Source organism: Ensifer sp. Root423, from assembly GCF_001426275.1.
In the GTDB taxonomy this organism is placed as follows: domain Bacteria; phylum Pseudomonadota; class Alphaproteobacteria; order Rhizobiales; family Rhizobiaceae; genus Ensifer; species Ensifer adhaerens.
In genome coordinates this window covers 103793-117604 of sequence record NZ_LMEG01000002.1, presented here as the reverse complement: position 1 = coordinate 117604, position 13812 = coordinate 103793, and the positions used below count along the sequence as shown (strand labels likewise).

Below are 13812 nucleotides of genomic sequence, written 5' to 3'. Positions count from 1 at the left end.
GCAAGGGTCGCGCGATGTGGCCGTCCCCCCATCAGCCGCGCAAACGCACGAGCCACCGGCTCGTCGTCGAGGAACTCGGCCAGGCGGTGGTCGGAGGGGAATTCGCTGTCGGGGATATCCTGCCGGGCGATGTGGAGCTGGCGGCACGCTTCAACGTTTCGCGCACGGTCCTGCGCGAGGCGATGAAGACACTTGCCGCCAAGGGGCTGATTGTCGCCCGCGCCCGCATCGGCACGCGCGTGATGCCGCAGGCAAACTGGAACCTGTTCGATGGCGACGTGCTTTCCTGGCATTTCCGGGCCGGTGTCGACGAGGCGTTTCTCCGCCATGTCAGCGAGGTCCGTCTGGCGCTCGAGCCCTATGCGGCCGGACTGGCGGCACGCCGCGCCACGGACGCGGATATTTCCCAGATGATGCGGCTGGCCGTTGCCATGGGCGATGCCGGCCATAGCGCGCAGACGCTGGCGCGCGCCGATCTCGAATTCCATCTCCGTCTGCTTGAAGCGTCGCTCAATCCGTTCATGCAGACCGTCGGCAGCCTGATCGAGGCGGCGCTGATGGGTGTCTTTCAATTGAGCAACACGGCCGCCGATGGCGCCGAGATCGACCGCGTCGCGGTCGCGCATATCCGCATCGTCGAGCAGATCCGCCTGCGCAACGAGGAAGGTGCACGGGTTGCGATGGAGCAGGTGATCCGCGTCGGCCAGCAGCAGTTGATCGCCAATTTGAGGGCACGCGGCTGATCCGCAGCCGTGTCCGTCGGCAAGACACAAGGCGGAATTCGCCGCGCTGCTTGGCATTTGCCGGCACCTGCGCGTAGGCTGCCGTTGTGGGCGGAGAAACCCAAATCCCGATGCGACCGGGCCGCCGACAGAGCGAGCGGGGAGAGCAGGGTGAAACAGGATGTGCTGATCGCCGGCGCGGGACCGACCGGCCTGGTGCTGGCTCTCTGGCTGACCGCCCAGGGTGTCAAGGTCCGCATCATCGACAAGAACGTTGGTCCCGGCCCGACATCGCGGGCGATGGTCGTGCATGCGCGAACACTTGAGCTTTACCGGCAGCTCGATCTGGCCGATGCCGTGCTCGAGGCGGGTCACCGCAACCCTTCGGTCAACCTCTGGGCGAAGGGCAAGGTCAAGGCGCGGATATCCTTCAGTCCGACCGGCGGGAAAATGACGCCCTATCCCTTCGTTCTTGTCTATCCGCAGGATCATCACGAGCGGCTGCTGGAGGCCCGACTGGCGGCCTTGGGCGTCAAGGTCGAGCGGCAGACCGAGCTTGTCGAGTTCGAGCATGACGCCGCCGGGGTGAGCGCTCGCTTGCAGTTGCCCGATGGTGGCTCGGACGTTTGCACGGCGCAGTATCTTGCCGGGTGCGACGGCGCGCGCTCGCCGGTCCGGCACGGACTGGAGGTCGATTTTGCCGGCGGAACCTACGACCAGACCTTTTACGTCGCTGACGTTGAAGTGAGTGGGGCGACTGCGAATGGAGAAGCCCATATATCGCTCGAAACCGGTGATTTCGTCGCCTTGCTCGCCTATGCCGAGGGGCGGGGCCGCCTCATCGGTCTGGTGCGGGAGAAGCGGGAGGATGCAGACGCACTCACCTTCGCCGATGTGAGCCATCGCGCCATCGAAAGCCTTCGCCTCACCGTCGACAAGGTCAACTGGTTCTCCACCTACCGTGTGCATCATCGTGTCGCCGATCGCTTCGGGCGCGGGCGCGTGTTTCTGCTCGGCGACGCTGCGCATGTGCATAGTCCGGTCGGCGGCCAGGGCATGAACACCGGCATCGGCGACGCCATCAATCTGGCCTGGAAGCTTGCAGCGGTGCTGAAGGGACAGGCGCCGGACCGCCTGCTCGCCAGCTATGAAGGCGAACGGATCGCATTTGCCCGCCAGCTCGTCGAAACGACCGACCGGCTGTTCACCTTCGTGACGGCCGAAGGCCGCGTCGCGGATTTCCTGCGCATCCACGTCGCCCCAGCCTTGGCTGGTGTCGCCTACCGCGTCGGCGGTGTCAGAGAATTCCTGTTTCGCATCCTGTCGCAGACGCAGCTCAACTATCGCGGCGGCCCCTTGAGCCGGAGTGCGCGCGGCCGGGTGCAGGGTGGCGATCGGCTGCCCTGGCTAGGCATCAATGGCCTCGACAATTACGCTTCGCTGGCGGCCATCGCCTGGCAGGTGCATGTCTATGGCGAGGCGCAAAACGACATAAGAGCTTGGTGCGCGGCCAAGCACATGCCGCTTCACGTCTTCCCATGGGGCGAGCAACAGGCTGCCGGCGGCCTGGTGCGGGATGCTGCCTATCTGTTGCGTCCGGACAGCTATGTGGCGGTGGTTGCGGACCGAGCGATGCCGGAAGCCCTCGAAGCCTACTTCGCCGACCAGGGGATCCGCCTGTCGGCGCCGGCTTGAGATTTCTCGAGACGGCGGCGCGGTGCGCCGCCGATGCTTGGTCGCAAGGAGCGTCAAGCTGAGACGAGAGATACGATCCCTTGTCGGCTTGAACTCGACCGGCGGTCAGTGCCCGGCCGGCGTCTCGGCCTTGCGTTCCGCTGCTTCGCCTTCAACGGCCGGATGCCGGGAAATGCCCACGAGCTTGTGGCCGCGCTCACGCAGCCACTGGAAAGCGACGTAGAGCGCCGGAATGACGAAGATGCCGACGAGCGCTGCGGCAAGCATGCCGCCAGCGACACCGGTGCCGACCGCGCGCCGACTGAGTTCGCCGGCGCCCTTGGCGACCACCAGCGGCACCAGGCCAACGATGAAGGCGAAGCTCGTCATCATCACGGCGCGGAAGCGGGCGCGGGCGCCTTCGATCGCCGCATCGACGATGCTTGCTCCAGCCTCGCGGTGCGCCTTGGCAAACTCGACGATCAGGATCGCGTTCTTCGAGGCGAGCGCGATCAGCACGACGAGGCCGATCTGGGCGTAGATGTCGAAGGACAGACCCGCGACGAGCACGGACAAGAGCGCGCCTGAGACGCCGAAGGCAACCGACAGGAGCACCGGCACGGGGATCGTCCAGCTTTCGTAGAGCGCGACGAGGAAGAGGTAGGCGAACAGCACGGCCATTGCCAGGATGGCGGTGGTCTTGCCCGCCGCCTCCAGCTCCTGCAACGCCGTTCCGGTCCATTCGTAGCTGTAGCCGGGCGGCAGGGTCGAGGCCGACAACGTTTCCATGGCGGCAAGCGCCTCGCCCGAGGAGTGGCCGGCGGACGGCTGGCCGTTCAGCGTGATCGAGCGATAATTGTTGTAGCGCACGATCGACTGGGGACCGACGATATAGTCGACCTTGGCGACCGAGGCGACCGGCACCATGTCGCCGCTCGTATTGCGCACGTGTAGGCGCTGGATGTCGTCGACGGCGTTGCGGTCGGCTTGCGCCGCCTGCATCGTCACCTTCCAGGTGCGGCCGAAGAGGTTGAAGTCGTTGACGTAGTAGCTGCCGAGCGTGCCCTGCAGCGTGGTGAAGAGGTCGCTCACCGAAACGCCGAGGGCCTGCAGGCGGTCGCGGTCGATATCGAGATAGAGCTGCGGCGAGCTTGCCGAATAGGTGGTGAAGGTCGGCCCGAGCGCCGGGTTCTGGTTGGCGGCGATAATCAAGCCGCCCGCCGTTGCCGAAAGATCGGCGACGGAACGGCCCTGCAGATCGAGCAACTGGTACTCAAAGCCCGAGCCGGTGCCGAGGCCCATGATTGGCGGCAGGTTGAAGGCGAAGATCTGCGCGCCGCGGATCGCTTGGCCCTTGACCATGGTCGTGCGGATCGCCGCCTCGACGCCGGCCGCTTCGCTCAGGCGTTCCGCAAAGGGTTTCATCGTGACGATCGCGAAGGCCGAGTTGGACTTCGACAAACCGTCGAGGAAGGAGTAGCCGGTGACGGTGATGACGTTGGCAACGCCCTCGATGCCGCCGAGCATCGTCTCGACCTGTTTCACGACTTCGTCGGTGCGGTTGTAGGAGGCGCCTTCCGGCAGACGGATTTCCGTGAAGAACGCGCCCTGGTCTTCCGCCGGCAGGAAGCCGGTCGGCACGACCTTGAAGAGGAAGCCCGTGGCGACGAAGGCGACCGCGAGCAGTGCCAGGCCGATGATGGCGCGCCGGGCGATGTGTCCGGCGACGAAGGCATAGCCGTCACGCCCCTTGTCGATGGTCCGCGAGATGTAACCGAGGATGCCGCGCTTCGGCCCATGATGGGGTTTCAAGAGCACCGCGCAGAGCGCCGGGCTGAGCGTCAGCGCGTTGATCGCCGAGATCACCATCGACACTGAAACGGCGACGGCAAACTGCTGGAACAGCTGGCCGCTGAGGCCAGGAATGAAGGCGACGGGCACGAAGACGGAGAGCAGCACGAGCGTGATGGCGACGATGGCGCCGGTGATTTCGCCCATCGCACGCCTTGCCGCTTCCGCAGCCGACAGGCCTGGATTTTCCTCCATCACCCGCTCGACGTTTTCGACGACCACAATCGCGTCGTCAACGACGATGCCGATCGCCAGCACCATGGCAAGCAGCGACACGGTATTGAGCGAGAAGCCCATGGCGAGCAGCACGGCGAAGGTGCCGATGAGCGCGACCGGAACGGCAACAAGCGGGATCAGGGTCGCCCGCCAGTTTCCGAGGAACAGGAAGACGATGATGATGACGAGGATGAAGGCCTCAAACAGCGTCTCCTCGACGTTGTCGACGCTGGCTTCGACAAACTGGCCTGTGTCGTAGGCGACCGAATAGGTGAGGCCCGGCGGGAAGGATTTCGACAATCGTTCCATCGCCTCCTGCACGCCCCTGGCGGCAGCAAGCGCGTTGGCGCCCGGCGCCTGGTAGGTGCCGATCATGGCGACCGGCTTGCCGTTGATCCGGGCGTTGGAATCGGAGCTGGCGGCGCCGAGCTCGACGCGCGCGACGTCGCGGATGCGCACATAGGAGCCGTCGGGCCGTGCGCGCAGCACCACATCCTCGAATTGCTTGGGATCGGTCAGGCGCCCTTGCGTCTGGAGATTCAATTGAAACAGCGGGTCGTCGGTCATCGGCTGGGCGCCGATGCGGCCGATCGCGGCCTGGACGTTCTGGGCCTTCAGCGCATTGATCACATCGGTCGGCGTCAGGTCGAGGCTGGTCATGCGGTCGATGTCGAGCACGACGCGCATCGAGTAGTCCTGGGCGCCGAAGAGCTGGGCATCGCCGACGCCGGGCACGCGCTTGACCGTATCAAGCACGTTGATCGTGGCGTAGTTGGACAGGAACAGGCTGTCGAAGTTCTGCTTCTCGTCCGCTGCAAAGATCGTGACGACCTGCATCAGCGCGGAGGACTTCTTGCGCACGCTGACGCCGCTCTGCTTGACCTCGGAGGGCAGGCCGGCCTCGGCGAGCGACACGCGGTTCTGCACGTTGACGGTGGCGATATCAGGATCGGTGCCGACGGCGAAGGTGACGGTCAGCGTATAAGAGCCGTCGGCGCCGCTCGTCGACTTCATGTAGAGCATGTCGTCGACGCCGACGACTTTGCTTTCGATCGGCTGGGCGACGGTGGTTTCGACCACGTCGGCGCCGGCGCCGGGATAACTGGCGGTGACGCTCACCTGCGGCGGCACGATATCGGGGAACTGGGCGATCGGCAGACGGGTGAGCGCAAGCAGACCCGCCAGCGTCAGCACGATGGAAATGACCGTGGCGAAGCGCGGGCGATCGATAAAGATCTCTGAAATCATCGCTTAGCCACCTGCTGCCGTGGCCGCATCGACGGTGATGCCGGGCCGCACCTTGCCGGCGCCTTCGGTGATGACGTTCTCGCCTTCCTTGAGGCCCTTGCTGATGACCGCCTGGCCGCGGGCGTTGCGTGACACGTCGATGCGGCGAAGCTCGACCTTGGAGCTGGCATCGACCACCAGAACGAAAGCGCCCTGCTGGTCACGCTGGACCGCTTGCTGCGGCACGGCAAGCACGTCCTGCTTGTCGGATTGTTCGAGCATCACCCGCACCAGCGCACCGTCGAGCAGGATGCTGTCCGGATTGGGGAACTCAGCGCGCACGGTCACCGTGTCCGTCCCTTGCGAGACGTTGCTGGCGATAAAGTTGATCGTGCCTTTTTGCTTGTACTCGGTGCCGTTCGGAAGGCCGAGCCCGACATTGGCGCCGCCGCTGATCTCGCCCTTCAGCACCCGTTCGCGATAGGTGAGGTAAAGTGCGGTCGCCACCGGAAACTGGACATAGATCGGGTCGAGCCGGGTCAGCGTCACGAGTGGGCCGCTGTCCGGGCCGACGAGGGCGCCGACATCGGCCGCCGTCAGGCCGACGATGCCGTCGAAAGGCGCCGTGATCTTCGTATAGGAGAGGTTGAGGTCGGCGTTGTCCTTGCTGCCCTTGAGCCGGATCAGGTCGCCTTCGGCTTTCCTGACTTGCGCGTGCGCTTCGTCGACCTTGGCTTGGCTGATCGTCTTGCTGGTGAGGAGTTGCTCGGCGCGGTCGCGCTCGAGGATCGCGAATTCCTTGGCGGCTTCGGCCGCCTCGATCTGCCCTTCGATCTCCTGCACCGCGGCGCGGTAGGCGCCGTCTTCCACCCGGTAGAGCTCCGTGCCCGCCGTCACCTTCTGCCCTTCGGTGAAGTTGACCGCCTCGAGGAAACCCGAAACGCGGGCGCGAATGTCGACCTTCTGGATCGCCGTAACCTTGCCCGTCAGATCCACGCTCTCGCGCAGGTCCATGATGGTGGCCGGCGCCACGACCACGGCCGGCGCCTGCTGCGCCAATGCCGTTTGCGCGGAAAACCCGATCGCGACAAGCAGTGCTGATGATAGTGAAAGGGCAGGAATTCTCGAACGACGCATGCAACGTTCCCCCTGAACGAAACAGCTGGAGATAAGATCAGTCCTTGGCAGTGCATTGAAATCAGAACATGTTCTCCGCGCCAAGTCACGCAATCATGGGTTGATTTAAGCGGAGGCTTGCAAAGATGATGCAAATACCCGCGAAAGGCGGGTTCAGAGAGAACTTGTCACAAAAGCAATGATTTGCCGGACCGCCGTGCGTTCACGGCAGAGGGAGGCGACAGGCTGATTTTGTCGGATTTCGGTTGAGGGAGATGCGTGGAGGCGAACGTTTTACGTGTGCCACATCGTCACAATTGACGAGACCGGTCTGCAACCTCCGGTGACAGTTTCGCGAAGCCGCTGGGCAGATAGGTCCCGGCGTGGTGCCGGGACCAAGCTTAGTACTGTTGCCGGATCGAGCCTTCAGACGAGGTCGAAACGGTCGGCGTTCATCACCTTGTTCCAGGCCGCGACGAAGTCGCGTACGAACTTCGCCTTTGCATCCGCCTGGCCGTAGACTTCGGCGATGGCCCGCAGCTGCGAGTTCGAACCGAAGACGAGATCGATGCGGGTGGCCGTCCGCTTGACGTCGCCGGTTCTGCGGTCACGCCCTTCGAAGACATCCTTCGCGTCGGACGTCGCCGTCCAGGCCGTGCCCATGTCGAGCAGGTTGACGAAGAAGTCGTTGCTGAGCGTTTCCGGGCGATCGGTGAAGACGCCGTGAGCGGTCTGGCCGTGGTTCGCGCCGAGAACGCGCAAGCCCCCGACGAGCACGGTCATCTCCGGCGCGGTCAGCGTCAGCAACTGCGCCCTGTCGATCAGCAGCTCTTCCGGCGAAACCGCGTACTGGGCCCGCTGGTAGTTGCGGAAGCCGTCGGCGATCGGTTCGAGAACCGCGAAGGACTCGACATCGGTCTGCTCTTGCGTCGCATCCATGCGGCCAGGCGCAAAGGCGACGTCGATGTCGTGGCCGGCGGCTTTGGCTGCCTTCTCGACCGCTGCGGTGCCGCCGAGCACGATCAGGTCGGCGAGCGACACCTTCTTGCCGCCGGACTGGGCGTCGTTGAAGCTACGCTGGATGCCTTCGAGGACCTCGAGAACCTTCGCCAGCTGTGCCGGCTGGTTGACCTGCCAGTCCTTCTGCGGGGAAAGGCGGATGCGCGCGCCGTTGGCGCCGCCGCGCTTGTCCGAGCCGCGGAAGGTCGAGGCCGACGCCCAGGCGGTCGAAACCAGTTCGGATACCGAAAGGCCCGAAGCGAGGATCCTGGCCTTGAGATCCGCGATATCCTTGGCGTCGACGAGCGGATGATCGACGGCCGGGATCGGATCCTGCCAGATCAACTCTTCGGCCGGCACTTCCGGGCCGAGATAGCGGGCGCGTGGACCCATGTCGCGGTGCGTCAGCTTGTACCAGGCGCGGGCGAAGGCGTCGGCGAAGGCATCCGGGTTCTCGTAGAAATGCCGTGCGACCTTCTCGTAGGCCGGGTCGACGCGCAGGGCGAGGTCGGTCGTCAGCATCGACGGCGCATGGCGCTTGGATTTGTCGTGCGCGTCCGGCACGGTGTTGGCACCCATGCCATGCTTCGGCGTCCACTGGTGTGCGCCGGCCGGGCTCTTCGTCAGTTCCCATTCGTAGCCGAAGAGGTTCCAGAAGAAGTTGTTGCTCCATTTGGTCGGCGTCGTCGTCCAGGTGACTTCGAGGCCGCTCGTGATGGTGTCGCCACCACGGCCGCTGGCGTAGGTGCTCGCCCAGCCGAGGCCCTGTTCCTCGATGCCGGCAGCTTCCGGCTCGCGGCCGACATTGGCCGCATCGCCGGCGCCATGGGTCTTGCCGAAGGTGTGGCCGCCGGCGATCAGCGCCACGGTTTCCTCGTCGTTCATCGCCATGCGCGCGAAGGTTTCGCGGATGTCACGCGCGGCGGCGAGCGGGTCCGGAGTGCCGTTCGGGCCTTCCGGATTGACGTAGATCAGGCCCATCTGAACGGCGGCGAGCGGGTTCTCGAGGTCGCGGTCGCCCGAGTAGCGCTTGTCGTCGAGCCAGGTCTTTTCCGTGCCCCAGTAGATGTCTTCCTCCGGTTCCCAGACGTCGGGGCGGCCACCGGCAAAGCCGAAGGTCTTGAAGCCCATAGACTCGAGCGCACAGTTGCCGGCGAGGATCATCAGGTCGGCCCAGGAGATGCTGTTGCCGTATTTCTGCTTGATCGGCCACAGCAGCCGGCGTGCCTTGTCGAGGTTGGCGTTGTCCGGCCAGCTGTTGAGTGGCGCAAAGCGCTGCTGTCCGGCGCCCGCGCCGCCGCGGCCGTCACCGGTACGGTAGGTGCCGGCGCTGTGCCAGGCCATGCGGATGAAGAGCGGGCCATAGTGACCGAAGTCGGCCGGCCACCAATCCTGCGAATCGGTCATCAGCGCGAAGAGGTCCCTCTTCACCGCCGGCAGGTCGAGTTTCTTGAATTCCTCGGCGTAGTCGAAGGCTTCGCCCATCGGATCGGACAGCGAAGAGTTCTGGTGCAGGATCTTCAGGTTGAGCTGGTTCGGCCACCAGTCGCGGTTCGAGGTGCCGGGCGACTGTGCGCTCGTCTGGGCTCCGTGCATGACGGGACATTTGCCCGTTTTGTCGGCTTTCGCGTCCATTTTTATCTCCCTTCAAGATGACGTGAATTTTGGATGGGTCAGAGGAAAAGCGCCAGGCGCTGACAGGCGCTCAGCCGAGCCTGCGGCCCGGCATGTCTGGTGCCGTCGGTGGTTGTCGTTCCGCGAAGCGGTGTCGCCACTGGCTGCGTCTCCCTCATTGTGCCGTAGACTCTATCAAAGTGGTTCCATTAATTTAAGTTGGATTTCCTGATTGTGGCGATAAGCGAATCCTATCGCTAATGGACATGGGTCCCATGGGCACATGCTTGCAGCCCTCCATGCATTTTTGATGACGTTGGAGCGTTGCCGATTGCAGCCGATACAAGAAAATTGTTGCACTGCACTCCCGCCAAACTTGCGGAAGGTAGCGCCAATGGTTAGTCACACCGCAACGACTCAAGAGCTTTCCATTTTTCGTGTGACGAAAGGACAGAAATCGTGGCTGAGACAGAAATTGGTGCCGGCAAGGGCCGTCGCAAAGCACTTTGGGCTGCTGTCGCGGTCATCGCGATCGCAGCCGCGGGTGTCGTCGGCGGGAAGTTCATGCTCGAAAAGGCGGTCGGGACCTTCATCGCCGAGCGCGGCGGGAAGGCCGGCTCGGTTGAGGCGGACTTCTTCGGCCGCGTTCATCTGCGCGACGTCACGCTGCCTTTCGCCGATGGCGTCAGCGCGCGCATCGCGGCAATCGACGGACGTCCGAAGATCTTTTCGCTGAGCGGCAAGCTCGACGTGAAGGGCCTGGAGCTCGACCTGAAGGCCGCCAAGCTTTCCGTGCCTGCGGCAACGCTGGAAGATCCCGACTTTTTCGCAGCCGGCCTGACGGCAAGCGGGGAAAAGGCTGACCTTTTGAAGCGCATCGAGCGTTTCGCGGCAAAGCAGGTCTCCGCGCCGGAAGTTGCCATCGTCCAGAACGTTGCAAGCTCCGAGCAGAAGACGGTCTACAAGGATGTCCGGCTCGAGGATATCGCCAGCGGCCGCGTTGCGCGCTATTCGGCGAGCGGCGCCACGTTCGCCTTTGCCATGGATATTCCTGACGGCGAAGGGGCAACGAAGCGGGAAAAGATGGACGGCACCATGGGCGCCGTCACCGGAGAGAGCTTCGATGTGGCCTACATGGCCCGCATCTACACGCAAAAAGCCGGTCCTGAAGACAAGGAACCGAAGCTGCTCTACGGCCCGATCTCCGTAAAGAACCTTGCTTTCTCCGATAGCAAGTCGCGTTTCGGCTACGACGAAGTGCGCAGCAGCGGCCTCAGCGTCCGCATGCCGACCGAGCCGCTTCTCGAAACGCTCGAGCAACTCCAGGCGGTCATCGATCCGGAAGCCCTGCCACCAGCGGAGCGCCAGGCATTCTTTAAACGCATTCTTTCGCTGGTCGACATGCTGGCAAAGGGCGACATGGAACTGCTCGGCCTGAAGATGGAAGTGCCGGAGCAGGCAAGCGCCGAAGGCAAGCTCGTGAAGCTCGCCGTCGACAAGATGGCCTTCCAGCTCAACGGCCGCAGTTTCGATGGCACGATGAACGGTGTCACGGCGGGCGAGGGGACCGACTACTTCAAGTTTGCCGAAGCCAGCATCAACGGTTTCTCCTGGGCTCCGACCATGGAGGCACTGACGAAGCTTGCGGGCCTGAAGGAGGAGGAATTCGAGACCTTCCCCTATACCACGCTGATGCCGGAATTCGGCACGATCCGGATCGCCGGGCTCGACGTGGACATGCCCGGCGGCGACCCGGCAGCCGTGACGGACAGTGAAACCGTCGAGGACGAGAGCGCGACCGAAACCGAGGTCGATCCGTCGATCAGTGCCGAACAGGCGCCGGAAGCCGAGCAGGTGCCGGACGAAACGACAGACGGCGAAGCCGCCAGCGACGCGGCGGTCCCCGGCGATGCAGCAGAAGAGCCGATGGCCGAGGCGCCTGCAGAGCAGTCGGCAGATGAAGCGACCGACGGCGAAGCCGCCAGCGGCGCGGAGATCGCCGGTGAAGTGCCGGAAGACCCGATGGCCGAGGCGCCCGTAGAGCAGTCGGCCGTGCCGTCCGTTCCGGAACGCGTTCGTTTCACGCTCGATACCTATGAAATCGCGCTGACGAAGCCGCGCAACGGCATTCCGACGGATGTCCGCGTCAGCTACCGCGATCTCAGCGTTCCGATCCCTGCGGACACGCAGGAAGAGGGCTTCAAGACGCTGCGCAAGATCGGCCTCGACAAACTGGTCTTCTCGTCCAACGTCGAACTGTCGTGGGATGAGCCCAACGAGAACTTCGTCATCAAGCAGATTTCGCTGGATGGCAAGGACATGGGCAGCCTCTCCTTCTCCGGCGTCATGGGCGGCGCTTCGGAGGACTTCTTCTCCGGCGACCTCAATGCCGCGCAGATCGCGATGTTCGGTCTTACGGCGAGGGAAGTCACGCTCAAGCTCGAGGACAAGGGCATCATGGCCAAGGGCATCAAGCTCTATGCCGAGGATAACCACATGACCGAGGACAGCGTTCGCGGCCTGCTCGTGTTGATGACGAGCGCCGGCGTGCAGCATTTTGCCGCCACGCAGCCGAAACTGCAGGACGCGGCGACGGCGTTTACCCAGTTCATCAGCAAGCCCGGCACCTTCACGCTGAAGGTCAAGGCCAAGGATGAAGCCGGTGTCGGCGCGCTCGAACTGATGGGAGCTGCCGAAAACCCGGCGCTTCTGCTCGAGCAAGTCGATATCGAAGCCAAGGCGCAGTAAAATCTATCGCGGGCCGCGTCATCAGATGCGGCCCGCATTGCTTCAGGCGATGGCCGCCTGAAGGAAATCCCGAAGCGCTATCAATTCATCCTGCCCGATCTCGTGTGCGCCCCGATTGTAGAGGGCTCGGACATCAGCTTTCTGCCCCGCAAGATAATCGACCAGTTGTTCGGTGAGGGCCAATGGACCGGTAGGATCGTCTTGGCCGCCGGTGGCCAGGATCGGTTTGCCCTGAAGTCCGGCGTTGCCGGGTGGCACCCACGACACAAGGGGATGCAGCAGGACCGCTCGCTCGAACAGACCAGGATATTTGACCAGGAGTGCGGCGAGCAGCGTCGCGCCTGTGGCGTAGCCGATGCCATAGACGGCTTGGCCCGGGTACACACGCCGCCTGTCGCCGATGGAGTTCGCCAGGTCTTCCACGGAGGCCGCGAATGCCCGGATATCGCACAGCCCGTCAATGGCTGCCGCTCAGGGTTGCCAAGTTCTCAGATTTCTTCGAGAGCTACGTCACCGAGACGCGGCCGCTTTGAAGCGGCGGGATCATGCGGCATGAAGTCAATACAGAGCCGTTTGCGGCTAAATGTGAGCAAAGGATACAAGAAATTACTGGCAGCACCCCCCATGTTTTCTCGGATATGAGCGGCAATAGCGAGATGCCCCCTTGCGTCGGATCTTTCGCGCATCGAAGCGGATTGCACGCGAGGAGTGAACTCCATCGCCAGGGGGCGGGGCTGGACGGATGATGACAGAGCCAAGCGGGATTGGAGCGTATTTTGGCGAGCCAAAGGCGCCGTTTCTCATGGTGCGGCCCGTGCGGGACGCCCGGTTTTCGGTGACGCGCCTGCGGTGCCGGCTGAACGGAGAATTGAGCCGCATCGTATCGCTGCCGGCCGACGACGCCTATTTCCTGATGTTCTACTTCAAGGATGTCATGCACTGCGACCTGGTGCCGGGCGAAAGCGAAAGTGAAATTCGCCGCTACCGGCAGGGGTCGATCTGTCTCGTCGATCTCGCTGAGGGCGCCAGTATCCGGCTTGTCAGCGATCTCGATTCACTCGCTTTCCATCTGCCACGGGCCTTGTTTCGTGAAGTCTGCGAGTTTTCGCATGCTCCCGCCGTCACCAGTCTCAGATGCCGTCGCGGCGAGGTCGACGACGTCATGCACAATCTCGCCTTGGCGCTGTCGCCGCTTCTTGACGAGAGCGAGGGTGAACCGGGTGCGGTACTGCAGCACATCGCCGTCGCCATCTGCGCGCATCTTCTGCATTCCTACCCGGATCGCGCCATCGCATCCGGCGGCCCCGATCTGTCTGTGTGGCAGGAGAAGGCGGCCAAGGATTTCATGATCGACCATTGGGCCAAGGACTTTTCGTTTGCGGCAGCAGCAGCGGCCGCAAATCTTTCGGAGGAGGGTTTTGCCGCGGCTTTTGCATCCGTGACCGGCCAGACGCCGCAAGAGTGGTTGATGCGGTACCGGATCGGTCGCGCCAAGCGCTATCTGATCGAAGAGGGATGGTCGCTGAGCAAAACCGCCGCCAGCTGCGGCTATGCCGACGAAGCCCGGTTCGTCGAGGCCTTTCGTGAGGTGACGGGCGTGACACCCGCCGTCTGGCGCGCGCGCTGGCTGCAGTGAGGGTACCAT

8 protein-coding genes are annotated in these 13812 nt (G+C 63.8%); 4 read left to right on the top strand and 4 right to left on the bottom strand.

All coding sequences use genetic code 11. The features are described from left to right. Positions 1-14 precede the first annotated feature (14 nt). On the top strand, positions 15-743 hold the full coding sequence (locus tag ASD01_RS04475; protein WP_060528942.1) for a FadR/GntR family transcriptional regulator: 729 nt from the start codon (positions 15-17) through the stop codon (positions 741-743). Between the two features lie 150 nt (positions 744-893). Then, positions 894-2417 (top strand): FAD-dependent monooxygenase, encoded by a 1524-nt coding sequence (locus ASD01_RS04470; protein WP_060643590.1) that lies wholly within the window; start codon positions 894-896, stop codon positions 2415-2417. A 105-nt stretch (positions 2418-2522) separates the two neighbouring features. Here ASD01_RS04470 and ASD01_RS04465 read toward each other — a convergent pair whose 3' ends face one another. From ASD01_RS04465 to katG, 3 genes are all read right to left on the bottom strand, one after another. Continuing rightward, the gene (locus tag ASD01_RS04465) at positions 2523-5711 is read right to left on the bottom strand and encodes an efflux RND transporter permease subunit (protein WP_060643589.1); all 3189 of its coding nucleotides are present in this window, start codon (positions 5709-5711) and stop codon (positions 2523-2525) included. Between the two features lie 3 nt (positions 5712-5714). Continuing rightward, positions 5715-6827: an efflux RND transporter periplasmic adaptor subunit gene (locus ASD01_RS04460; RefSeq protein WP_060519355.1), complete on the bottom strand. Its 1113-nt coding sequence runs from the start codon at positions 6825-6827 to the stop codon at positions 5715-5717. Positions 6828-7232: 405 nt separating this feature from the next. Beyond that, positions 7233-9440 carry a catalase/peroxidase HPI gene (katG, locus tag ASD01_RS04455; protein WP_060643588.1) on the bottom strand — a complete coding sequence of 736 codons (2208 nt, stop codon included), beginning with the start codon at positions 9438-9440 and terminating at the stop codon, positions 7233-7235. A 438-nt stretch (positions 9441-9878) separates the two neighbouring features. Between katG and ASD01_RS04450 the strand changes: the two genes are divergently transcribed. Continuing rightward, complete coding sequence (locus tag ASD01_RS04450; protein ID WP_060643587.1) at positions 9879-12167, top strand: prolipoprotein diacylglyceryl transferase; 2289 nt, start codon at positions 9879-9881, stop codon at positions 12165-12167. A gap of 42 nt (positions 12168-12209) precedes the next feature. Here ASD01_RS04450 and ASD01_RS04445 read toward each other — a convergent pair whose 3' ends face one another. Beyond that, on the bottom strand, positions 12210-12590 hold the full coding sequence (locus ASD01_RS04445; protein ID WP_060643586.1) for an alpha/beta hydrolase: 381 nt from the start codon (positions 12588-12590) through the stop codon (positions 12210-12212). A 319-nt stretch (positions 12591-12909) separates the two neighbouring features. Between ASD01_RS04445 and ASD01_RS04440 the strand changes: the two genes are divergently transcribed. After that, a complete protein-coding gene (locus tag ASD01_RS04440; protein ID WP_156623611.1) occupies positions 12910-13803 on the top strand; it encodes a helix-turn-helix domain-containing protein in 894 nt (297 codons plus the stop codon). Positions 13804-13812 lie beyond the last annotated feature (9 nt).